General features: G+C 69.2%; 25 protein-coding genes. 10 read left to right on the top strand and 15 right to left on the bottom strand.

The annotated features are described in order from the left end of the window. Window positions 1-166: 166 nt before the first annotated feature. Complete coding sequence (locus NA3_RS05165; protein ID WP_051755147.1) at window positions 167-829, top strand: metal-dependent transcriptional regulator; 663 nt, start codon at window positions 167-169, stop codon at window positions 827-829. Window positions 830-913: 84 nt separating this feature from the next. Here the strand turns inward: NA3_RS05165 and NA3_RS05170 are convergent, their stop codons facing one another. Both NA3_RS05170 and NA3_RS05175 read right to left on the bottom strand, forming a co-directional pair. Continuing rightward, complete coding sequence (locus NA3_RS05170; RefSeq protein WP_062962431.1) at window positions 914-1975, bottom strand: tartrate dehydrogenase; 1062 nt, start codon at window positions 1973-1975, stop codon at window positions 914-916. After that, the gene (locus tag NA3_RS05175) at window positions 1975-3450 is read right to left on the bottom strand and encodes an NAD-dependent succinate-semialdehyde dehydrogenase (RefSeq protein WP_062962432.1); all 1476 of its coding nucleotides are present in this window, start codon (window positions 3448-3450) and stop codon (window positions 1975-1977) included. Before NA3_RS05175 ends, NA3_RS05170 begins: the two co-directional genes overlap by 1 nt. Before the next feature lie 150 nt (window positions 3451-3600). On the opposite strand from NA3_RS05175, the gene NA3_RS05180 reads away from it, so the two are divergent. The 4 genes from NA3_RS05180 to NA3_RS05195 all read left to right on the top strand — a co-directional run bounded on the left by NA3_RS05180 (window position 3601) and on the right by NA3_RS05195 (window position 6182). After that, on the top strand, window positions 3601-4842 hold the full coding sequence (locus tag NA3_RS05180) for an aspartate aminotransferase family protein (RefSeq protein WP_062962862.1): 1242 nt from the start codon (window positions 3601-3603) through the stop codon (window positions 4840-4842). 34 nt (window positions 4843-4876) lie between these two features. Further along, a complete protein-coding gene (locus tag NA3_RS05185) occupies window positions 4877-5392 on the top strand; it encodes a DUF3830 family protein (protein WP_062962433.1) in 516 nt (171 codons plus the stop codon). A 153-nt stretch (window positions 5393-5545) separates the two neighbouring features. Next, window positions 5546-5830, top strand: coding sequence for a hypothetical protein (locus NA3_RS05190; RefSeq protein WP_062962434.1), 285 nt, complete (start codon window positions 5546-5548; stop codon window positions 5828-5830). Further along, window positions 5817-6182 carry a hypothetical protein gene (locus NA3_RS05195; RefSeq protein WP_062962435.1) on the top strand — a complete coding sequence of 122 codons (366 nt, stop codon included), beginning with the start codon at window positions 5817-5819 and terminating at the stop codon, window positions 6180-6182. Before NA3_RS05190 ends, NA3_RS05195 begins: the two co-directional genes overlap by 14 nt. A 229-nt stretch (window positions 6183-6411) precedes the next feature. Here NA3_RS05195 and NA3_RS05200 read toward each other — a convergent pair whose 3' ends face one another. Continuing rightward, on the bottom strand, window positions 6412-7803 hold the full coding sequence (locus NA3_RS05200) for an amidase (RefSeq protein ID WP_227995029.1): 1392 nt from the start codon (window positions 7801-7803) through the stop codon (window positions 6412-6414). Window positions 7804-7814: 11 nt separating this feature from the next. Then, the gene (locus NA3_RS05205; protein WP_062962437.1) at window positions 7815-8780 is read right to left on the bottom strand and encodes a D-2-hydroxyacid dehydrogenase; all 966 of its coding nucleotides are present in this window, start codon (window positions 8778-8780) and stop codon (window positions 7815-7817) included. 85 nt (window positions 8781-8865) lie between these two features. Between NA3_RS05205 and NA3_RS05210 the strand changes: the two genes are divergently transcribed. From NA3_RS05210 to NA3_RS05220, 3 genes are read left to right on the top strand one after another with little or no spacing between them, the layout of a single operon-like run. After that, window positions 8866-9606 carry a maleate cis-trans isomerase family protein gene (locus tag NA3_RS05210; protein WP_062962438.1) on the top strand — a complete coding sequence of 247 codons (741 nt, stop codon included), beginning with the start codon at window positions 8866-8868 and terminating at the stop codon, window positions 9604-9606. An 8-nt stretch (window positions 9607-9614) separates the two neighbouring features. Continuing rightward, entirely contained in the window at window positions 9615-10361 is a 747-nt protein-coding gene (locus NA3_RS05215; RefSeq protein WP_062962863.1) for a maleate cis-trans isomerase family protein, read from the top strand. Further along, on the top strand, window positions 10348-11025 hold the full coding sequence (locus NA3_RS05220; RefSeq protein ID WP_062962439.1) for a GntR family transcriptional regulator: 678 nt from the start codon (window positions 10348-10350) through the stop codon (window positions 11023-11025). The genes NA3_RS05215 and NA3_RS05220 overlap by 14 nt, the downstream gene beginning before the upstream one ends. Before the next feature lie 8 nt (window positions 11026-11033). Here NA3_RS05220 and truB read toward each other — a convergent pair whose 3' ends face one another. After that, window positions 11034-11957 (bottom strand): tRNA pseudouridine(55) synthase TruB, encoded by a 924-nt coding sequence (gene truB / locus NA3_RS05225; RefSeq protein ID WP_062962440.1) that lies wholly within the window; start codon window positions 11955-11957, stop codon window positions 11034-11036. Next, on the bottom strand, window positions 11957-12727 hold the full coding sequence (gene npt / locus NA3_RS05230) for a 4'-phosphopantetheinyl transferase Npt (RefSeq protein ID WP_084491224.1): 771 nt from the start codon (window positions 12725-12727) through the stop codon (window positions 11957-11959). Before npt ends, truB begins: the two co-directional genes overlap by 1 nt. Window positions 12728-12799: 72 nt before the next feature. Between npt and NA3_RS05235 the strand changes: the two genes are divergently transcribed. Next, on the top strand, window positions 12800-13087 hold the full coding sequence (locus tag NA3_RS05235) for a hypothetical protein (RefSeq protein ID WP_062962441.1): 288 nt from the start codon (window positions 12800-12802) through the stop codon (window positions 13085-13087). Window positions 13088-13097: 10 nt separating this feature from the next. Next, window positions 13098-13328: a DUF6374 family protein gene (locus NA3_RS05240; RefSeq protein ID WP_062962442.1), complete on the top strand. Its 231-nt coding sequence runs from the start codon at window positions 13098-13100 to the stop codon at window positions 13326-13328. A 12-nt stretch (window positions 13329-13340) separates the two neighbouring features. Here the strand turns inward: NA3_RS05240 and NA3_RS05245 are convergent, their stop codons facing one another. The 9 genes from NA3_RS05245 to rimP form a co-directional block, all read right to left on the bottom strand. Next, window positions 13341-14300: a metallophosphoesterase family protein gene (locus NA3_RS05245; RefSeq protein WP_157126527.1), complete on the bottom strand. Its 960-nt coding sequence runs from the start codon at window positions 14298-14300 to the stop codon at window positions 13341-13343. Between the two features lie 120 nt (window positions 14301-14420). Further along, window positions 14421-15776 (bottom strand): MATE family efflux transporter, encoded by a 1356-nt coding sequence (locus NA3_RS05250; protein WP_062962444.1) that lies wholly within the window; start codon window positions 15774-15776, stop codon window positions 14421-14423. 2 nt (window positions 15777-15778) lie between these two features. Beyond that, window positions 15779-16795, bottom strand: a complete 1017-nt coding sequence (locus NA3_RS05255) for a DHH family phosphoesterase (RefSeq protein ID WP_062962865.1) — start codon at window positions 16793-16795, stop codon at window positions 15779-15781. A gap of 97 nt (window positions 16796-16892) precedes the next feature. Next, on the bottom strand, window positions 16893-17336 hold the full coding sequence (rbfA, locus tag NA3_RS05260; protein ID WP_036503370.1) for a 30S ribosome-binding factor RbfA: 444 nt from the start codon (window positions 17334-17336) through the stop codon (window positions 16893-16895). Between the two features lie 23 nt (window positions 17337-17359). Then, window positions 17360-17650, bottom strand: coding sequence for a DUF503 domain-containing protein (locus NA3_RS05265; protein WP_039779566.1), 291 nt, complete (start codon window positions 17648-17650; stop codon window positions 17360-17362). Between the two features lie 99 nt (window positions 17651-17749). Then, on the bottom strand, window positions 17750-20713 hold the full coding sequence (gene infB, locus NA3_RS05270; RefSeq protein WP_062962445.1) for a translation initiation factor IF-2: 2964 nt from the start codon (window positions 20711-20713) through the stop codon (window positions 17750-17752). A gap of 120 nt (window positions 20714-20833) precedes the next feature. Continuing rightward, complete coding sequence (locus NA3_RS35740) at window positions 20834-21214, bottom strand: YlxR family protein (RefSeq protein WP_081879203.1); 381 nt, start codon at window positions 21212-21214, stop codon at window positions 20834-20836. 63 nt (window positions 21215-21277) lie between these two features. Next, window positions 21278-22306 (bottom strand): transcription termination factor NusA, encoded by a 1029-nt coding sequence (nusA, locus tag NA3_RS05275; RefSeq protein WP_039779580.1) that lies wholly within the window; start codon window positions 22304-22306, stop codon window positions 21278-21280. After that, window positions 22303-22938 (bottom strand): ribosome maturation factor RimP, encoded by a 636-nt coding sequence (gene rimP / locus NA3_RS05280; RefSeq protein WP_062962446.1) that lies wholly within the window; start codon window positions 22936-22938, stop codon window positions 22303-22305. Before rimP ends, nusA begins: the two co-directional genes overlap by 4 nt. Window positions 22939-23074 lie beyond the last annotated feature (136 nt).

Raw genomic sequence — 23074 nt, forward strand, 5'->3', positions numbered from 1 at the left:
CGGCGGCCTCCGTGGTTACGCAGGCTGCCTCCTCCGGCCGCGTCGCTACCCCCGCTAAGCTCGATACGTGCCCGGAAAACGTGATGTCGCCACCCGGCGTGAGCTGGCAGATTCCGCTGCGTCACAACCGTCTCCCGATGCGGGTGCGGCCGGGCGCGCGGCGAATGTGGCCCCCTCACTGTCGTCGGTCGCCCAGGATTATCTGAAGGTCATCTGGAGTGCGCAGGAGTGGTCGCAGGAGAAGGTGTCGACCAAACTGCTGGCCGAGCGGATCGGGGTCTCGGCGTCGACCGTGTCGGAGGCGGTCCGCAAACTCGCCGATCAGGGCCTGGTCGAACATGCCCGCTACGGCGCCATCACGCTCACCGACAACGGCCGCCGGGCCGCCGTCGCCATGGTGCGCCGCCATCGGCTGATCGAAACGTTCCTGGTCAGCGAGCTCGGCTACGGCTGGGACGAGGTGCACGACGAGGCCGAGGTGCTCGAGCACGCGGTGTCGGAAACCCTGGTCGAACGCATCGACGCCAAACTCGGCCATCCCGACCGCGATCCGCACGGCGACCCGATCCCCTCCGTCGACGGTGCGGTCCCCACCCCGCCCGCCCATCAGCTCAGCGACTTCCAGGCCGGGCAATCCGGCCGGGTAGCGCGCATCTCCGATTTCGATCCCGCCATGCTGCGATATTTCGATTCCGTCGGCATCGCATTGGACACCGTGATCACCGTGGTGGAGCGGCGCGATTTCGCCGGCACCATCGCGGTGCGGATCGGTGAGCACACCATCGACCTGGGAAGCCCTGCGGCGGAAGCGATCTGGCTGACCTCCTGACCGGACGCGGTCGCGTCCGGGTCACCGAACCGCCCCGCCCACCGCAGCACCCGGGAACCGGGACACCGCGGCCTATCGCCGCCTCTACTGTGTGACCAGTGCCGCGGCGCGCTCGGCGATCGCGGTGCCGAGTTCGGCCGTGGTCGCGGTGCCGCCCAGATCCGGGGTGAGCACCTCCCTCGCGGCCAGCACATCGCAGACCGCGCGGTCGACGGCCGCGGCCGCAGTGGATTCGCCGAGGTGGTCGAGCATCATCGCACCGGCGAGGATCTGTGCCACCGGATCGGCGATCCCCATACCCGCGATATCGGGCGCACTGCCGTGCACCGCCTCGAACATCGAGGGCGCGTCGCGCGCGGGATTGATATTTCCCGACGGCGCGAGCCCGAGCCCGCCGGTCACTGCGGCGGCGAGGTCGGAGAGGATGTCGCCGAACAGATTCGAGCCGACGATCACGTCGAGCCTATCCGGATGCAGCACGATTTCGGCGGCCAGCGCGTCGACGTGCATCTGCCGCGTCTCGACATCCGGGTACTCGGTGGCGATCCGCTCGAAGACGCTGTCCCAGTACGGCATCGAGTGGATGAGACCGTTGGATTTGGTGGCCGAACACAGTCGCCGGTCGCGCCGGCGCGCCTGCTCGAAGGCGTACCGGATGATGCGTTCACATCCGGTGCGGGTGAATATCGATTCCTGAACCACGAATTCGTCCGGCCGCCCGGGATTGTGCATCCCCCCGATCGCGGAATATTCGCCCTCGGAATTCTCCCGCACGATGAGAATGTCGAGATCGTCCGCACCGCGCCCACGCAACGCGGATTCGGTGCCGGGCAGCAGCCGGACCGGGCGCAGATTCACATACTGCCCGAAGGCGCGGCGCAGCGGGATCAGCAGGCCCCACAGCGAAATGTGGTCGGCGACACCGGGAAATCCCACGGCGCCGAGCAGAATCGCGTCGAAATCGGCCAGCTGCTGCGGACCGTCGCCGGGCATCATGGCGCCGGTGCGCAGATATTGCTCGCAGGACCAGTCGAATTCGGTCCACGCGATGCCGGGCAGCACCGCGTCGAGAACTTTGACCGCCTCGGCCGTGACGTCCACGCCGATACCGTCGCCGGGAATGGTGGCAATGCGATACACCGGCATCACAGTGCCACACCGATGTATTTGGTCTCCAGGAATTCGTCGATGCCGCCGAAGCCGCCCTCGCGTCCGAGACCCGATTCCTTCACGCCGCCGAACGGCGCCGCCGGATTGGAGACCACGCCCTGATTGAGGCCCACCATTCCGGTGTCGAGCGCCTCGCTCACCCGCAATCCGCGCCGCAGATTCTCCGTGAACACGTAGGCCACCAAACCGTAGGGCGTGTCGTCGGCGCGCTCGATCACCTCGTCCTCGGTGTCGAAGACGGCCAACCCCGCGACGGGACCGAAGATTTCGGTGCCGAACATCGCGGCGTCGTCGGGGACGCCGGTCAGCACCGTGGGCGGATAGAAGTATCCGGGCCCCTCGACGGCGGTCCCACCGAGCAGGACGGTGGCGCCGCGCCGGCGCGCGTCGGCGACCAGTTCCGACACCTTCGCGACCGCGGGGGCGTCGATCAGCGGTCCCACCACCACGCCCGGATCGGCGCCGCGTCCCATCGGCAGCGCCGCCATCCGCTCGGTGAAGCGGTGGGTGAATTCGTCGGCGATGCCGCGCTGCAGGTAGATCCGGTTCGCCGCGGTGCAGGCCTGACCGATATTGCGCATCTTCGCCGCGAGCGCGCCCTCGACCGCGGTATCGAGATCGGCGTCGTCGAAGACGATCAGGGGTGCGTTGCCACCGAGTTCCATCGAGGTGCGCATGACGGATTTCGCGCACTGTTCCAGCAGTATCTTGCCGACCGCGGTCGATCCCGTGAACGACAGCTTCCGCGAGCGGGGGTCGGCGATCATCGCGCCGGTCACCGCCGCCGGATCGGAGGTGGTCACGACATTGACCACGCCGTCGGGAACCCCTGCGGCGGAGAGTATTTCGGCGATCGCGAGGGTGCACAGCGGCGTCTGCTCGGCCGGTTTGACCACACATGTGCAGCCCGCGGCCAGCGCCGGGCCGATCTTGCGGGTCGCCATCGCCATCGGGAAGTTCCACGGGGTGATCAGGATGCTCGGCCCGACGGGCCGGCGCGCCACCACGAAGCGCGACCCGCCGGTGGGCGCCGGCATGTATCCGCCGTCCAGTCGCACCGCTTCCTCGGCGAACCAGCGGAAGAACTCCGCCGCGTACGCGACCTCGCCGCGCGCCTCGGCCAGCGGTTTGCCCATCTCGGCGGTGGCGATGCGGGCGAGCCGGTCGGTGTCCTCGAGCAGGGCCCGATGGGCGCGCATCAAGATGTCGGACCGGGTTCGCGCGGGCACCTCCGCCCAGGCGGCCTGCGCCGCCGCTGCGGCGGCCAGTGCGGCCACGCCGTCCTCGGGCGCGGCGTCGGCGACGGTGGTCAACGTCTGCCCGGTCGCCGGATCCTCGACCGGCAGCCGGGTGGCGGTCTCGTGCCATCGGCCGCCGATGAACAGGCCGGTCGGCACGCTGTCGATCGCGGCGATCGTCGCCTCGTCCGATTCCGTCACGGTGTGCGTCATCGCTCGCCCCTCAGCTCGGAACAGCATCTCGGATCAGCGCTGTCATTGCCGTCACCATCGCGGTCATGTTATACACATTGTCAACAATCCGACAATAAGAATCCGGCCGTCACCGTGCCGGATTTCCCCGTCGCCGGGAGGCGGATCACCATGACTGCACTTTCCCCCGTTCTCCGGCAGGCCACGCCGGTCACCGTCGACCACGGCGAGGGCTGCTACCTGTACGGCACCGACGGGCGTCGATACCTCGACTTCACCGCGGGGATCGGCGTCACCAGCACCGGGCACTGTCATCCGCGGGTGGTCGAGGCCGCGCGCGAACAGATCGGCAGCCTCATCCACGGCCAATACACGACGGTCATGCACCGGCCGCTGCTGCGACTGACCGAACGACTCGGCGATGTGCTTCCCGCGCACCTGGATTCGGTGTTCTTCGCCAATTCCGGAAGCGAGGCGGTGGAAGCGGCGCTGCGGCTGGCACGGCAGGCCACCGGCCGGCCGAACGTCGTGGTCTTCCACGGCGGCTTCCACGGCCGCACGGTCGCCGCCGCGACCATGACCACCTCCGGGACCCGATTCTCGGCCGGCTTCAGCCCGCTCATGGGCGGTGTCCACGTGGCGCCGTTCCCCACCGCCTACCGCTACGGCTGGTCGGAGGAGGAGGCCACCGACTTCGCGCTGCGCGAGCTGGACTACATCCTGGCCACGCTGACCGCGCCCGCGGAGACGGCCGCGTTCGTCGTCGAGCCGGTGCTCGGCGAGGGCGGTTACATCCCGGGCAACACCCGGTTCTTCCAGGGCTTGCGCGAACGCGCCGACCGGCACGGCATTCTGCTGATCTTCGACGAGATCCAGACCGGTTTCGGGCGTACCGGAAAGTTCTTCGGGCATCAGCACTTCGACGTGCAGGCCGATGTCATCACCATTGCCAAGGGACTGGCCAGCGGATTTCCGCTGTCCGGCATCGCCGCGCCGCAGGAACTGATGGCTCAGGCCTGGCCCGGATCCCAGGGCGGCACCTATGGCGGCAATGCGGTGGCGTGCGCGGCCGCGGTCGCCACGATCGACGTCATCGAATCGGAAGGGCTGGTGGACAACGCCGCCGCCCGCGGGGCGCAACTGCTGGCCGGGGCGCGGGCCGGGGCCACCAAGGCGATCGGCGATGTGCGCGGCCTGGGACTGCTCGTGGGATGCGAATTCACCACGGCCACAGGCGAACCCGACACCGCGACGGCGGCGGCCGCGCAACAGCTGGCGGCCCAGCGCGGCCTGCTCCTGCTGACCTGCGGCGCGTACAGCAACGTCGTGCGGATGATCCCGCCGCTGATCGTGACCGCCGACCAGGTCGACGAGGCACTGGCGCTCTGGAACGGCGTCCTCGACGAGCTGTAGCGCCACCCGGCATCCGATCGGACAGGAGATCCCGATGGCCCGATACCTCACCATCACCCTCACCAAGGCCGGCGTGCGCTGCCGGGCGCGGCTGCTGGACGACCAGGCGCCACGCACCTGCGCGGCGGTCTGGGACGCGCTGCCCCAGGAGGGCGACGCCTTCCACGCCAAGTACGCGCGCAACGAGGTCTATACTCTGGTGCCGCGCATCACGGCGGCCCCGCATCGCGAAAACCCCACGGTCACACCGATTCCCGGCGACGTCTGCCTGTTCGACTTCGAACCGTGGGAGATCGGCAATCCGGCCTACGGCTACGAACCCGGTTCGGCCGCACACGCCGAGCAGGGCGCCACCGACCTGGCCCTGTTCTACGACCGCAACAACCTGCTGATCAACGGCGACATGGGCTGGGTGCCCGGAAACGTCTTCGCAACCATCGAGGAGGGCCTCCCGGAACTCGCCGCGGCATGCAACGCACTGTGGCTACGCGGGGTGGAGGGCGAAACCCTGTCTTTCACACGGCCTCTCAGCGAAGGACAAGATATCTGACCCGAATCACCGCGCCGGCAAACGATTTCGCTGCCGGCCGAAAATCGATCGGCGGATCTCGTCGACCGTCCTACTCTGATCCGTGTCGTCACCGCAGGGGGCGGTGACGACACGGACCGGCACCGATCGGTGCTCGATGGAGGGGGACGTAACGTGAAGATTCGTGCATTCGTCGTGGCCGCGGCCGCACTGGCCGCCCCGATGGTGCTGTCCGCACCCGACCCGGTGGCCCACGCCTCGTCGCCCTGGGGCGCCTGTGGGATCAGGACGGACGAGTCGAAGGTGGTCACCACCTATGGCGAGTGGAAACTGTTGTGCGGGAACAAGAATTACGGTTACCGCCATATCCAGGATAGGCACCAGGCCGAGTGGGAGGGGCTCGAGAACGGGCAAGTGGTTACCGCCTTTCCTGGAGGAGCATGCCGTGGACAAGTCTGAGCCGAGTGCCGACGAACTCGTGGAGTCGGTGATTCGTGCCGGTGCGGAAGCCGGGTATCGGGTCGACCGGGATAAGGCGGGGCGATTGCGCATCACGGCGGTCCGCGAGGCGCCGGTCGACCCTGCCTTGATATTCGAGGTGACCGACGGGGAGTTGCGCGATTACTACACCCGGTTGTCGGCGGAATCGGGTGGACCGTTGGGGGCGGGGACTCCGTGGGAGGCATGGATGCTTCTGATGTCGACCCATCTCGACGAGGCCGTTTACGAGGCAGGACGGTTGGACGGTCCCGGCGTGATCGTGATCGGTGACACGGGTTTCCGCGCGGTGTCTCGGTCTACCACCGACTAGGAGCATCGGCTGCGAGAACTCGTCCGCTCACCTCGTCCGGAGCTATCCACCACGGCCGGTCCAGGAGCTGTAGCGGTGTCGCCGTCCACCAGGAAGGTGTGTGGGCTCGCCCGGCCCACATCGATGATCTGCCGGCCCCCACACTGCCGCATGCCGTTCGGGGCCGGGCAGTGCCTCGGCGGTCGCAGCACGGCACCAGCTCCTGCGATGGGGCTCGCTCGCCTCAGGTTCAGCTCAAAACCAGTTCGGCGAAGCGGGCCAGCGCGAGGACGAAATCGTCGGAGTGCCGCGGCCCGACGATCTGTAATCCGACCGGCATGCCCGCCGCGGTTGTCCCGGCCGGAATGCTGATCGCCGGTTGCTGGGTAAGGTTGAACGGATAGGTGAACGGCGTCCATTGCGGCCAGCTGTCCATCGAACTGCCCGGCGGCACATCGTGTCCGGCCTCGAAGGCGGTGATCGGCATCGTCGGAGTGATCAGCACGTCGTAGGCGGTGTGGAAGGTGCCCATGACGATGCCGATCTCGGCGGCCACCGCGCGGGCGTTCAGATAGTCGACCGCACCCAGTGCCAGTCCGCGATCCCACATGGCCCCGAGTCCCGGATCGACGCGGTCCCGCGTACCCGGCGGGAAGGTCGACAGCATGGTCGCCGCGCCGGCGGCCCACATCTGTTCGAACGCCTCGCGCGGATCGGGGAAGCCCGGATCCGCCTCCACCACCCGCAATCCGGCCTCGTCCAACTTCCGGACGGCCGCCGCGACGACCGCCGCGACCTCCGGATCCACCTCGGCGAAGCCGAGATTCGCCGAATAACCGACCGTCGCGCCGCGCACCTCACGCTGCAGTTCACCCCGGAAGGTCGTCAGCGGCGGCGCGCCCGCGGTCGGATCGCGCGGATCGGGCAGCGACAGGATGTCCATCAGCAGCGCCACGTCCTCCACCGAGCGGGCGATGGGCCCGGCATGTGCCAGCGGCCCGAACGGGCTGGCGGGATACAGCGGGATGCGGCCGTGGGTCGGCTTGAAACCCACGACACCGCAGAACGACGCGGGGATCCGCACACTGCCGCCGCCGTCCGTGCCGATCGACACCGGTCCCATCCCGGCCGCGACCGCCACCGCCGAGCCGCCCGAGGATCCGCCGGACGTCGTGGTCGGATCCACCGGATTGCGGGTGATGCCGGTGAGCGCGCTGTCGGTCGTCGCCTTCCAGGCGAGTTCCGGTGTGGTGGTCTTACCCAGGAAGACCAGCCCGTCCTCGCGCAGCCGCGCGGTCGCGGGGCTGTCGACCGGCCACGGCGCATCCGGCCGGATCGAGGTCGACCCGCGGAGGGTGGGCCATCCCTGCGTGAGGAAAACGTCCTTGATCGAGATCGGCACGCCGTCGAGCAGTCCTTGCGCATGCCCGTTGTGCCAGCGGATTTCGGATTCCTTGGCCTGGATCAACGCACGCTCGGAATCGACCAGGCAGTAGGCGTTGAGCACGTCGTCGCGCGCGGCGATCGCGTCCAGCGCCGCCTGCGTGGCCTCGACGGGAGAAAGCGCCCCGGCCGAATAGGCGGAGGCCAACTCGGCCGCGGTCATCGCCGCGGGGTCGGTCCCGGTTCCGGGGTGGGTCATCGTGACTCCCTTCAGCTGGGCACGTAACCCAGCTTCTTGTCGACCACATTCTGTAGGGGCTGACCGGTGATCCAGCGCTGAAAGTTGTCGGTGAACGCGGCGACGATCTCCGACCGCCAGCCGATGAAATCGCCGCTGTTGTGCGGGGTGACAACCACATTCGGCAGATCCCACAGCGGATGGCCGGCCGGCAGCGGTTCCGGGTCGACCACGTCCAGCGCCGCACCGGCGAGGGCGCCACCGCGCAGCGCGGCGACCAGATCGTCGGTGACAACCGATTCCCCCCGGCCCACGTTGATGAAACGCGCATGCGGTTTCATCGCCGCGAACGCATTCGCGTCGAACAGGTGCCGGGTCTGCGGGGTCAGCGGCGCCACGCAGATCACATAGTCGGCCCCGGGCAGTTCGGCGTGCAGATCGGTGGCGACAGTGCCGAAGTCGGGATCCCCGGCGCGGGCGGTGCGGCCCAGCCCGCGCACCCGCATCCCCGCGGCCCGCAGCAGGCGGGCGATGGCGCGGCCGATGGACCCGGTGCCGACCACCAGGGCCGCGGCCCCGGCGACCCGCTCGGATTCGCGATGGTGCCAGCGGTGGCGCTGCTGCAGGCGCAGCGATTCGGGCAGATCCTTGGCGAAGGAGAGGATCTGCGCCAGCACGTATTCCGCGATGGGCTGATCGAACAAACCCCGGGTGTTGGTCACCAGCACATCGCTGTCGATCAGCTCGTCGAACATCACGGCGTCGACCCCGGTGGCTCCGACATGAACCCACCGCAACCGGTCGGCGCGATGCCAGGCGCCGGGAAGGGCCGTGCTCTGGAAGTCGTAGACGAACAATGCCTCGGTGCCGGGCAGCGCATCCGCGAGTGCCGCACCGTCGGCGAAGCGAACGGTGGCCTGCTGCGACACCGGACGCAGAGAGGCCGCGTCGGGCTCGACGCCGTCGTGTAGGACGGTGACAACTGGGCCCGCGTTCATATTGACAGGCTAAAAACCCATCGTATGCTTGTCAACAATCCGATTGTGTGCGGAGGTTCGTCGCCCGAACGCGAGAGGGGCCCTCGTGGAACTGAATTTTCCCGAGCTGGACGGACCTGTCGCGCAACGGGGTATCGGGATCATCGCGCCGTTCGACCTGGCGCTGGAACGCGAACTGTGGCGGTGGGCGCCGCTGGAGGTGAGCCTGCATCTCGCGCGCACGCCCTACGAACCGGTGCCGGTCTCTTTCGAAATGGCCGAATTGGTCTCCGACGCAGCGCATCTCACCGCCGCCACTCGCAACGTCATGCATGTCGAGCCCGAGGTCATCGCTTATCTGTGCACTTCCGGCAGCTTCATCAAGGGGCTGGCCTACGAACGGTCGCTGCGCGACACCATCTGCCGGGCCGGCGCCCGGGACGCGATCACCACCTCCGGCGCGTTGATCGAAGCGGTGCGCAAATTGGAGTTGTCCCGGCTGTCGGTCATCACGCCCTACGACGACATCCTCACCGGGAAGCTGCACGAGTTCCTGCACGAGGCCGGCTGCGAGGTGCTGCGTTCGGACCATCTCGGGCTGGGCGGCGGCATCTGGAAGGTCGGCTACCGCACCATCGCCGAACGCATCATGGCCGCCGACGATCCCGCCGCCCAGGCCATCTTCGTCAGCTGCACCAACCTTCCCACCTACGACCTGGTCGAGCCGCTGGAGCGGCTGCTCGGCAAGCCGGTCCTGACCGCCAACCAACTCACCATGTGGGCCTGTCTGGGACGGATGAAACTGCCGATGATGGGTCCCGGTAAATGGCTGCAGAACGTTTTCTAGGAGGCGCAATGCAAGGGCTACCGACCGTCGGCTTCATCTACCCCGACCACGCCGCCGAGGACGAATATCCGTGGGCAGCAGCACAACTCGGCGTGGACCTGCGAGTCGCGCACATCTACGGCACCGATCTGCACGCGGTGCCGGAGCTGCTCGACCTCGGCAGTCCGGACAAGTTGCGCGAGGGCGCGCGGCTGCTCGCGCCCTTCGAACCGCGGGCGGTGGTGTGGGCCTGCACGTCGGGCAGTTTCGTCTACGGCCCGCAGGGCGCGCGCGATCAGGTGGACCGGCTCGCTCAGGACTGCGGAGTGCCCGTGTCGAGTACCAGTTTCGCGTTCGTGGACGCGGTGCGGGCGATCGGTGTGCGCAGCGTCGCTGTCTGCGCCAGCTATCCGGACGAGGTGGCCGCCTTGTTCGTGGCCTTCCTCGCCGCCGCCGATATCCGGGTGGTCTCGATGTCGAGCGCCGGAATCGACACGGCCGCCGAAGTGGGCACTCTCAGCCCGGAGCAGGTCCTGACGCTGGCGGCGGCGAACGATCACCCCGACGCCGAGGCATTGCTCGTTCCCGATACCGCGATGCATACGATACAACTGCTTCCGGAGCTGGAATCAGCGCTCGGCAAGCCGGTACTCACCGCGAACCAGGTCACCGTCTGGCATGGGCTGCGACTGGCGGAACTGCCCGCCGCGTCGCCGCCGTCCGGACCGGGGCTCGGAACGCTCTTCTCGGAAAGGCCGATTCATGTCGGTGATTGAGTTCGAACCCGTGAATCGGCAGTCCACGGCGGAAATGATCGCCGACCGGCTGCGCACGGCGATCATGCACGGCACCGTCGCGCCCGGTACCCAGCTGGTCGAGGCCGATCTCGCCACGCAATTCGACGTCTCCCGCGGACCGGTGCGCGAGGCCATGCAGCGACTGGTCTCGGAGGGGCTGCTGCACAGCGTGCGCCACCGCGGCATCTTCGTCATCGAACTGAGCCTCGATGACGTCGTCGACATCTACCGCGCCCGCACCGCGATCGAGGGCGGCGCGCTGGATCTGATCCTGGACGGCCGCCGCGAGATCGCCTACGCCGCATTGGAAGCCGGCGTCACCGAGATGCAGGCCTGCGCCGCGCGCGGTGACGCCACCGGCGTCACCGAGGCCGACCACGCCTTCCATCAGGCCCTGGTGACCAGCGCCGACAGCCCGCGGCTGGTGCGCGCGGCGCAGACCCTGCTGATCGAGACGCGCATGTGCCTGGGCGCGTTGCAGACCACCTACACCGACCTCGGCGAGCAGGTTCGCGAACACATCGCCCTGCGCGAGGCGATCGCCGCCGGCCCGCCGGAACACGCGCGCGAGCTGCTGGCCGGGCATATGCGCGACGCCGTCGACCGGCTCCGGGACCAGGCCGGCGAGGGCGACGAAGCGTAGCCGGCGCCTCAGTCGACGAGCCCGCGCGGGCGCACCACGAAGACCGGCGAGGAGCGCTTGCCCTTCTCCTCGAGCAGGGCGATGGTCCGTCCGTCGGCGGTCGTGGCCGCGTGCACTCCGCGCACGCCGACCGGGTCCAGCCAGCGTCCGTCGCGCAGCGATTCGGCCTGTTCGGCGTCGATCTCCCGATGCGGAAAGGCAAGGCGCACAGCCGCGTCGACGTCGAGATTCAGGCTCGGATCGTCGGCGAGCTGGTCCAGGGTGCGAGCGTGCTCGAGGGTGAACGGGCCCACCCGGGTGCGGCGCAACGCGGTCAGATGCCCACCGACTCCCAGCGCGGTGCCGAGATCGCGGGCCAGGGCACGGATGTAGGTGCCCGAGGAACAGTCGACCTCGACATCCAGATCGACGAATGTCGTTGCGCCGGTGTCGATATCGCGCCGGCCCAGAATGTCGAACCGGGAGACCGTGACCGGCCGGGCCGCCAGTTGCACCTGCTCGCCCGCCCGGGCGCGCGCGTAGGCCCGCTCGCCGTTCACCTTGATCGCGCTGACCGTCGAGGGCACCTGCTCGATATCACCGGTCAGCGCGGCGACGGCGGCGGCGATATCGGCATCGGCGAGGTGGCCGGCGGGGATGGTGGCCAGCGCCTCCCCCTCGGCATCGTCGGTGACGGTGGCCTGGCCGAGGCGAACGGTCGCGGTATAGGACTTGGTGGTCAGGCTCAGCAGGCCGAGCAGTTTGGTGGCGCGCTCGACACCGAGCACCAGCACGCCGGTGGCCATCGGGTCGAGCGTGCCGGCGTGGCCGATCTTCCTGGTACGCAGGATCTTCCGGCAGCGGGCGACCACGTCGTGGCTGGTCTGCCCGCCGTCCTTGTCGATGATGAGCAGACCGCCGAGCGGATCGACGACCGCCTCCCGTTCGCCCATCAGCCGGCCACGATCGCGGTCAGGATCAGACCCTCGGTGATCGTCCAGCGGCCGTCGAACGCGGTCAGTGGCGCACCGCCGTCGACGGTCTGCCCGGGGACCAGCAGCGCACTGTGGAAGGTGCCCGCGGTGCCGGTGTCGTCGACGGTGAAGGTGATGTGGGCGTCCTCGAAGCCGAGCCAGCGCTGGGTGAGCGGGAACCACGCCTTGTAGGTGGCCTCCTTCGCGCAGAACAGCAGCCGGTCCATGTGCAGTCCCGTCGCGGGGACCGCGCCGCGCAGCCAGTCCCGTTCGGCGGGCAGGCTCACCGAGTCCAGCACACCCTCGGGCAGCGTGTCGTGCGGTTCGGCGTCGATGCCCACCGACCGCCAGCGCAACCGATGCGCCAGCACCGCGGCCCGGTACCCGTCGCAGTGGGTGAGGCTGCCGACCACCCCGCGCGGGAACAGCGGCATCCCACGCTCGCCCTTGCCGATCGCCGCCGGCGGCTCACCGAGCTGAGCCAGCGCCAGCCGCGCACAGTGCCGGGCGCCGATGAAGTCGCGCCGCCGCTTCTCGACGGATTGCGCGATCAGATGTTCCTCACCGGGATGCGGTTTCAGATCCTCCGGATACCGCAACAGCTCCGCCGCGGCGACTCCCGCGGGCAGAATGCTGCCGATGACGCGCGCCTGTTCCTCGATGACCGCCTCCTGAGTCGACCCTGTGTGCGCTACGAGCCTAGCGGTGCGGGCGGTACCCGGACGCGGCCAGCTCCGGGGAAGCGGCATCGGCCACACCCGAGAGGCCGCCCCGGAAAATGGGAGGATCCGTCGCGGGCGATGCCCGTAGAGTCGCGCGGCATGCCCCATCGAGTCGCCACCGCCACGCCCGCCGACGAACCGCTGCTGTGGGCGATGCTGTTCGAAGCCGCCCATGCGGCCGAACAGGGCATGACCTCTCCGGACCAGCTGCGCTCGGTGCCCGAACTCGCACGCTACGTCGAGGGGTGGGGCCGCCGCGGTGATCTCGGGGTCGTCGGCGGACCGGACGGTGGCGCCGGCGCCGCCTGGCTGCGCCTGTTTCCGGCCGAGGGCGTGCGCGTATCACGCACCGAGCCGGGTGTCGAAAGTATGTTCGATGTGGAGTAGTCTCCCGCGCATGGAGCTCACCCCGCTGGAGTACGCACGACTGAACCTGGAACAGGTACGAGCCCAACTCGTCGACGCGGCGGCCTTCGACAAGGCGCTGACGCCGGATCAGCTCGAGCGGGCCGCCTGGAAGATTCGCGAGGGACTGCGGATCTATCGCGAGCACACCGAAACCCACCCCGCGAGCCGGCCCGGCGGCGCCTGCCTGGACTATCGGGGAGCGCGCCGGCGGCCGTGGTGATGTCCCGCGAGGTCAGCGCACGCCGCGCCGGCGGTCGGCGAGACGGCGCATCTCGGCGGCCGCCTCACGCATCGCCGGGGTGATCTTGAAGTGGCCACCCCATTCGTTGAGGTCGCCGGGGCCGTATTCGGGGGCGGGCAGGATCTGGCGGAGCAGTTTGTCCGGAAGCCCGCGGCGCTGCCATTCACGCGGATAGCCGAGGGAGACCTCCTCGAACCGGACACCGTCGTAGAAGGTGGTGCGCGGAATGTGCAGATGACCGTAGACCGAACACACGACGTTGTAGCGGGTGTGCCAGTCGGCGGTGTCCTCGGTGCCGCACCACAGCGAGAATTCCGGATAGAACAGCATCCGGGTGGGTTCACGCAGCATCGGGAAATGGTTGATCAGCACGACCGCGGTGTCGGGCTCGAGCGCGTCGAGCCGGCGCCGGCTGTACTGGACCCGGGCCCGGCACCAGGCGTCGCGGGTCAGGTAGGGGTCGCTGGCCAGCAGGAATTCGTCGGTGGCGACCACATTGCGATCCCGGGCGATGGCCAGGGCCTCGGCCTTGGTGTTCGCGCCCTCGGGCATCCAGGAATAGTCGTAGAGGATGAACAGCGGCGCGATCGTCACCCGCCCGCCGTACTGTTCGGCGCCCGCGCCCTCCCAGACCGGGAACTCGTCCTCCGGGGTCACCACATCGAGGTCGCGGCACAGCGCGACCAGGTAGTCGTAGCGGGGAGCGCCCTTGATCTGCACGGGATCCTTGGTGGTGGTCCACAATTCGTGATTGCCCGGAACCCAGATCACCTTGGCGAAGCGTTCCCGCAGGGTGCGCAGCGCCCAGCGGATGTCGTCGGTCTTCTCCCCCACGTCGCCGGCGACGATCAGCCAGTCCTCGGGCGAATCGGCGCGGATCTGCTCGACCACCGGTTTGTTCCCCTGATGACCGACATGGATATCGCTCACCGCCATCAACTTAGGCATCACCGTTCCACCATCCCATGATCATCGCCGGGCGAGCACACCCGGCCCTCGCGTGCGGACATACCCGGCTGCGGAGAAAGCGATCACCTGCCGCGGCGAACGAGCCGGCCGGCGGGTGTGCGCTCACGCCGGCCGGGGGATCTCGGTTCCGGTCCGGGCCCAGCGTCCCGACAGCGCGCGGGCGCCGACCGCGATCATGCGCAGCAGGATGAAGGCGCTCAGCCCCGACCAGATCCCGGCGATACCCCAGTCGAAGCTCAGCGACAGCCAGATGGCGGGCAGGAACCCAAGCAGCGCCGCGGCCATCGTGGTGTTGCGCAGATACTGGGCGTCGCCCGCGCCCAGCAGGACGCCGTCGAGCGCGAAAACCACTCCGGCGGCGGGGATGAGAGGGACGAAGAACCACCAGATGACGTGCACCCGGTCCAGGACCGCCGGATCGTCGGTGAAAATCTGTGGGACGACGGCGTATCCGGCGGCGAAGACCACGGCGAGCACCACCGCGAACAGGGTGGACCACAGGGTGATCCGCCGGGCCAGCATGCGCGCACCGGGTGCGTCACCGGATCCCAGCGCCGCACCGGTGAGGGTCTGCGCCGCGATGGCCAGCGAATCCAATGTCAGGGCAAGGAAATTCCACAGCTGTAGCACGAGTTGGTGGGCCGCCACCGAGGCGGCGCCGAACCGGGCGGCGACCGCACCGGCGGAGACGAAACAGGCCTGGAACGCCAGGCTTCGGACGATCAGATCCCGGCCGAGCACCAACTGCGCCCGCATCACCTGCGGGTGGGGCCGCAGCGGCACCCGCCGGCGCACCAGCGCGGCCACGAACAGTCCGGCCGACACGACCTGCCCGGCGACGTTGGCCACCGCCGAGCCGGCCAGTTCCATCCGGGGCGCCCCCAGCAGGCCGTGGACCAGCACCGGGCACAGCAGCGCCGAAACAACCAGTCCCGCAATCACATACGCCAGCGGACGCCGCGTCTGCTGCACCCCGCGCAACCAGCCGTTACCGGCCATGGTCAGCAGGATCAACGGGACTCCGAACAGCGCGATCCGCAACCAGCGCAATGCCTCGTCCGCGATATCGGCGCCGCCGGCGATCACATCCACGACGGGCCGCGCGAATACCTGCAGCACAACGACGATCGCCAGTCCGGCGGCCACGGCCAGCCAACTCGCTTGCACCCCTTCGGCAACCGCGCCTCGCTCGTCACCGGCGCCGTGGCGGCGCGCGGAGCGGGCGGTGGTTCCGTAACTCAGGAATGTCAACTGCGTGCCGACCTGCGCGAGTATCAGGCCGCCCACGGCGAGCCCCGCCAGCGCGAGCGCCCCCAGCCGGCCCACCACCGCCATATCGAACAGCAGGTAGATCGGTTCGGCGACAAGCACTCCCAGCGTGGGGATCGCGATGCCGAGGATGCGACGCGGGCCCGCATCGGAAGCGATAGCGCTGCCGACGGCGTCGTCCACCGCCATGGTCAGCTCTCCCGGCCGAGAGCCAATTCCGCGAGCAGATCGTCCACCACGTTCTCGGGAGTGCCGTGGGTGGTGTAGCCGGCAGCGTAGCGGTGGCCACCACCGCCCAGGCCGGTCGCGACCCGGGCGACGTCGACCGCATCGCCGGTGCCGACACCGCTGTCGCGCGAGCGCAGCGACACCGTCCAGGAGCCCGCGTCGGTGCGGGACTGTTTGAATACCGCCGCCACATCCGCCTCGGCGGTGGTGCGGACGACGTCGATGACGCTTTCCACCTCCTCCGACCGCAATCCGTCGGAGTCGTCACTGCGGACGAAGGCGTAGACCAGTCCGGCGCCACCGGCCGCTCGCGGTTCCAGCCGCGCCGATCCGAGCACCCGCGACAGCATCGGCAACCAGCCGAAGGGATGGGTGTCCATCAGCGTACGAGTGATTCCCGCGCCGTCGATTCCGGTAGCCAGCAAACGATCCGCTAGCAGATGGGTGCCGGGACCGCCCCAGCGGAAACACCCGGTGTCGGTGACCAGGCCGGCGAACAGGCAGTGCGCGATGTCCCGGTCGATCTCCTCACCCCAGACGTCGAACAGCCGCGCCAGCACGCTGGTGGTGGACTCCGCGGTCTCGTCGATCAGGTTCACATCGCCGAAGCGGGTGTTGGAGCGATGATGGTCGATCACCAATGTGGTTGCCGCGCCGTCGATTCGGTCCGCGAGCGCGCCCAGGCGCCCGACGCTGCCACAGTCGACGGTGACCAGCAGGTCCACTCGCTCCGCCACCTGTTCGGCGGGCACCAGGAACTGCACGCCCGGCAGCGAGCGCATCGACGCCGGGAGTTCGGCCGGCTCGGCGAAGGACACCTGCACCGGCACACCGCGCCGATGCAGCACCTGCGCCAGGGCCAGTCCACTGCCGACGGTATCGGCGTCCGGCTGCACATGACACAGCACGGTCACCGATCGCGCGGCCGCCAATACCTCGACGGCCGCGGCCGGATCCGCCGACGACGTCACAGCTGTCATCTCCACGCTCGATTCTCCGGCGCTCGACCGACCGGCGACAGCACCGGGAGACCGCCCTGCGAGCCCGGCCCGTCCACCGCGTCGACCGCCGTCGCGGTCAGTCTTCCTCGTCGGGGTCGGGTTTGTAGGGATCGGCGTCGCCGGCATGGGTGGCGTTGGCCGCGACCTGCGCCACCTTCTCGTCGGCCGCGCGAGCCTTCGCCAGCAGTTGTTCCATCTCGCGCGCCGCATCGGGCACCGTGTCGAGGACGAAACTCAGCGACGGCGTGAACTTGATCCCGGTGGCCGCGCCCACTTTGGACCGCAGCACCCCTTTGGCCTTCTCCAGTCCGGCCGCGGCGCCCGCGAAATCCGGTTCGGCGGCGAGGGTTTCACCCATCACCGTGTAATAGACGGTCGCCTCCCGCAGATCACCGGTCACCTTGGCATCGGTGACGGTGACGAAACGCAGCCGCGGATCCTTGATCTCGTATTCGATCGCCGTCCCGACGATCGTGACGATCCGCTTCGCGAGTCGGCGTGCCCTGGCCTGATCCACCATGGCGGGCCCTCCTCACTTGTCATTCAGTCTTCGGGTCCGAAGATGCGGCGGCGTACTGCCAGCAACTGTAACTCCGGACGGGCCGCCACGTGGCGTTCACACTTGTCCAGCACCGCTGTGAGATGTCCCATCTCGGAGCTGACCAGCGCGACGCCCAACTGTGAGCGGCGGTATTGATCGTGATCGCCGCCCTCGACCGCACTGACGCCGAAGCGCTGCAGTTCGGCCAGTATCGGGCGGATCACCGACCGCTTCTCCTTCAACGAGTGCACATCGCCGAGCAGGATGTCGAACTCCAGCGCACCGACGAACAACGGCTCACCTCTTCACATGTCGCGACGAGCGCCCGCGAAGCGAACGTCACGTCCGGTCGTTGCCCGCACCGAACGTGACGTTCGCTCACTGTGGACGACTCAGTCGCGCGGCTTCTCCCGAAGCTCGTAGGCCTCGATGATGTCGCCTTCCTTGATGTCGTTGTAGCCCAACGTCATACCGCATTCGAAGCCCTCGCGGACCTCGGTGGCGTCGTCCTTCTCCCGGCGCAGCGATTGGATCGTCGTATCGGCGATCACCACGCTGTCGCGCAGCAGGCGGGCCTTGGCGTTGCGCTTGACCGTCCCGGAGGTGATCATGCAGCCGGCGATATTGCCGAACTTCGAGGAGCGGAACACCGCGCGGATCTCGGCGCGACCCAGTTCGGCCTCTTCGTAGATCGGCTTGAGCATGCCCTTGAGGGCCTTCTCGATCTCGTCGATGGCCTGGTAGATCACCGAGTAGTAGCGGATGTCCACACCCTCGCGGTTGGCGAGTTCGGTGGCCTTGCCCTCGGCCCGGACGTTGAACCCGATGATGATCGCGTTCGACGCCGACGCCAGGTTGACGTTGGTCTCGGTGACACCACCGACACCGCGGTCGATGACCCGCAGCCGGACCTCGTCGCTGATCTCGATGCCGAGCAGCGCCTCTTCCAGGGCCTCGACCGTACCGGAGTTGTCGCCCTTGAGGATCAGGTTGAGCTCCGAGGTCTCCTTCAGAGCGGCATCCAGATCTTCCAGGCTGATCCGCTTGCGGCTGCGCGCGGCCAGAGCGTTGCGCTTCCGCGCATTGCGCCGGTCGGCGATCTGGCGGGCGATGCGGTCCTCCTCGACGACGAGCAGGTTGTCGCCCGCGCCCGGCACCGAGGTGAAACCGATGACCTGCACCGGACGCGACGGCAGCGCCGCGTCCACATCCTCGCCGTGTTCGTCGACCATGCGGCGGACGCGGCCGTAGGCGTCACCCGCCACGATCGAGTCACCGACGCGCAAGGTACCGCGCTGCACCAGCACGGTGGCCACCGGACCACGGCCGCGGTCCAGATGCGCCTCGATGGCGACACCCTGGGCGTCCATATCCGGGTTGGCCCGCAGGTCCAGGGCGGCGTCCGCGGTCAGCACCACGGCCTCGAGCAGGGCTTCGATATTGGTGCCCTGACGCGCCGAGATGTTGACGAACATGGTGTCGCCGCCGTACTCCTCGGCCACCAGGTTGTATTCGGTGAGCTGCTGGCGCACCTTCTCCGGGTTGGCGCCTTCCTTGTCGATCTTGTTGACCGCCACCACGATCGGCACGTCCGCGGCCTGCGCGTGGTTGATGGCCTCCACCGTCTGCGGCATGACGCCGTCGTCGGCGGCGACCACCAGGATCGCGATATCGGTGGCCTTGGCACCACGGGCACGCATGGCGGTGAACGCCTCGTGACCGGGGGTGTCGATGAAGGTGATCAGGCGCTCTTCGTCGTTGACGTTGGTGAGGACCTGGTAGGCGCCGATGTGCTGGGTGATACCGCCGGCCTCGCCCTCGCGGACGTTGGTCTTGCGGATCGTGTCCAGCAGTCGGGTCTTACCGTGGTCGACGTGACCCATGACGGTCACGACCGGCGGGCGGACCTGCAGGTCGCCTTCGTCGCCCTCGTCCTCGCCGTAGCTGAGGTCGAAGCTCTCGAGCAGCTCGCGGTCCTCGTCCTCGGGCGAGACCACGTGCACGACGTAGTTCATCTCGCCGCCGAGCAGCTCGAAGATCTCGTCGTTGACCGACTGGGTCGCGGTGACCATCTCACCGAGGTTGAACAACACCTGCACCAGCGAGGCCGGGTTGGCGTTGATCTTCTCGGCGAAGTCCGACAGCGACGCGCCGCGGGCGAGACGGATGATCTCGCCGTTGCCGCGCGGCAGCCGCACACCGCCGACCGACGGTGCCTGCATGTTCTCGTATTCGGCGCGTTTCGCCCGCTTCGACTTGCGGCCCTTGCGGGGCGCGCCACCGGGACGGCCGAAGGCACCCGCGGCACCGCCGCGACCGCCGCCACCACCCGGACGGCCACCGCCGCCACCGGGACGACCGCGGAAACCACCGGCCACGGGCGCACCCGCGCCACCGCCGCCACCGGCGCCGCCGCCACCGCGGTAGTTACCGCCGCCGCCACCACCGGGACGACCGCCGCCGCCACCCGGCGCACCGCCGGGACGACCCGGACGACCCGCCGACGGGCCCGGACGGGCCGCACGAGCGGGCATCGCACCCGGATTCGGCCGGGGCGGCATCGAGCCGGGAGACGGACGCGGGCCACCGGGACGGGGACCGCCCTGACCGGCCGGCGGACGCGGCGCGCCCTGACCCGGGCCCGGACGCGGACCACCCTGGCCGGGGCGCGGACCGCCCTGACCCGGACGCGGCGCACCCTGACCGGGCCCCGGACGCGGTCCGGGAGCCGGACGCGGCGCCGGGCGCTCGGGCGCCGACGAGAAGGGATTGTTGCCCACCCGCGGGGTCTTCGGACCCGGCTTGGGACCGGGCGTCGCCGGGCGCGGCGCGCCCTGCTGCCCACCCGGAGTGCGCGGCTGGCCGGGGCGCGGCGTGCCCTGGGCCGGACGTGCGCCGGGCTGCTGCGCCGGAGCCGACGGGGCGGACGCCGACGGCGCCGCACCCGCGGAGGCCGCCGGAGCGGCCGGCTTCGGACCGGGTTTGACGGCCGGGCCGGGCTTCACCGCATCGGGACGCGCTGCCGCCGCAGGGGTTTCGGCCGCGGGGGCCGAATCGGCCTGGGCCGCAGCCGGAGCCGGACGCGGGCCGGGACGCGGACCCGGGGTCGCGCCGGCGGCCGGCTTGGCGGCCGGACGTGCCTGGGCGGGACCGGGCTTCGCGGAGGATTTCGCGGAGCCGTTGGACGGGGCGGACTTCGCCGCGAACGACTCCCGCAGCCGGCGTGCGACGGGTGCCTCCACCGTCGACGACGCCGACTTCACGAACTCGCCCTGCTCCTTGAGCGTTGCGAGTAGTTCTTTGCTCGTGACACCGAGTTCTTTAGCCAACTCGTGCACGCGGGCCTTGCCTGCCACTGCTCTCCTCACTGAGAGGTCGAGCGCGACAGTCTCTTGCTCCCCGTTCAGGGGTCAGGACGCCCGCACGACCTCGGGTTATCTTCGATGGCCGTTCATCGTTGGTACTTCACGGTGTGCTCATGAGTGCTCGTGCCTGTTCTCGACGTAGTGCTCCAGGGCTGAGATATCCAGTTTTCCGGACACTCGTAGCGCTCTGCCGAACGCTCGGCGCCGCTCTGCCATGCTCAGACAAGCCGAAACGGGGTGCAGCCAAGCACCCCTCCCGGGAAGTCTGCGCCGCGGATCGGGAACGATCGCGACGACGGCGTCCCTGTCGGGAGCGCTGCCGGGCGATTGCGCCACGACCCGCAACAGATCGGCGGCCAGCTCGCGTTTCCGGCATCCGACACAGGTCCGGACCGGGCCGGGAGTTCGGGTTCTCACCCGAGCACCGACCTGGGCGGAAAGTGCGGATACCGAAGACTCGCGCTGAGCCTGTGTCCACTGTACCGCTGCCATGTCCCGATCTCCGCATCCAGCCCCTCGTCGACCCCCGCACCCGCACTGCCGTCCCGCCGCGGCCTACCCCTGCTGGGCGTGCGGTCGCGGCGATCCGGCCACGTCGGGGGCGGCGTCGGAGCGGATATCGATGCGCCAACCGGTCAATCGCGCGGCCAACCGGGCGTTCTGACCTTCCTTGCCGATAGCCAGCGAGAGCTGGAAATCGGGGACCACGACCCGGGCGGCACGGGCCTCCGGATCGACGATCGTGACCGAGACAACCTTCGACGGGCTCAATGCATTCCCGACGAAGGCGGCCGGATCCTCGGCCCAGTCGATGATGTCGATCTTCTCGCCCGCCAGCTCGCTCATCACGTTGCGCACGCGCTGGCCCATCGGGCCGATACACGCGCCCTTGGCGTTCACCCCGGGCACCGTGGAACGCACCGCGATCTTGGAGCGGTGGCCGGCCTCGCGGGCCACGGCGACGATCTCCACCGAACCGTCGGCGATCTCGGGCACCTCGAGCGCGAACAGCCGGCGCACCAGATTCGGGTGAGTGCGCGACAGCGTGATCTGCGGGCCGCGCGCGCCGCGGGAGACGCCGTAGACGTAGCACTTGATGCGATCCCCGTGCTCGTAGGTCTCGCCGGGGACCTGCTCGGCCGGGGGGATCAGACCCTCGGCGCCGTTGGCCTCGCTACCGATGCGCACCACGACCGTGCCGCGGGCGTTCATCCGGGCGTCGCGCTGGACGACGCCGCCGACGATATCGCCCTCGTGCGTGGAGAACTCTCCGAAGGATTTCTCGTTCTCGGCGTCGCGCAGCCGCTGCAGCACCACCTGGCGCGCGGTGGTGGCCGCGATGCGGCCGAATCCCTCCGGCGTGTCGTCCCATTCGGACACGACATTGCCGTCGGCGTCGGTCTCGGTGGCCATCACGCGCACCACGCCGGTCTTCTGATTGATGTCGATGCGTGCGTTGGGCTCGTGGCCCTCGGTGTGCCGATAGGCGGTCAGCAGAGCCGACTCGATCGCGGAGAGCACTGTCTCCATCGAGATTCCCTTATCGGCGACGATCGCACGCAGGGCTTCGATTTCGATGTTCATTCCACGATCCCTTCGGTCGGCGCAATTACTGAGTTTTCTCCCCGGGCGGCGGGTGCGGCCGGATCGACGGCCTCATCGGCGGCGCCCGGCTCCGGGCGGCCCGCGGCCACGCCCCCGGCCAATTCCATTTCCGCCGCACCGGGTGGTGAGAACTCCACCTGGACGACCGCGGATTCGATATCCGCCAGCGCCACGCTCACCCGGTGGGGCGCGCGCTTACCGCCCAGCACCAGGGCAACCTCGGTCTCGGTGCTCGCGCCGACGCGCGCGTCGAAGGTGGAGGCGCCCTCGGGGGACTGCGCGCCCGGCCGCATCCGCACCCGCACCTTGCGACCGCGCGCCCGTCGCCAGTGGCGCGGGGCGGTCAGCGGGCGGTCGACACCCGGCGTGGTGACTTCCAGCAGATAGGGGGTTTCGCCCAGATCGGCGGCGGCGTCGAGCACTTCGGAAATCTCGGAACTCACGTCCGCGATCGTGTCCAGATCGACGGTCTCGTCGCCGTCGACGGTCACCGTCACCCGCGCCTGCGGCCCGCCCGCGGCCGTGATGTGCACGCCCTCGAGGTCGAGCCCTCGGCGTTCGACGAGCCCAGCAACGAGCTGGCTCACCCTTTCCTCGGTCGGCATCGGCATATGGGGCGGCTCCTGGTTCAGTTGTGACGCGGTATTGGTCCTGGTCCGGCATGGTCGGCGCGCATGTCCCGCGGATTGTTCCGCCGGAGGTCTAGCGTAACGCGCTGCAAGAGTGTAAAGGACCAGCCAACCCGGT

This window comes from Nocardia africana NBRC 100379 (assembly GCF_001612635.1).
Classification (GTDB): Bacteria; Actinomycetota; Actinomycetes; order Mycobacteriales; family Mycobacteriaceae; genus Nocardia; species Nocardia africana.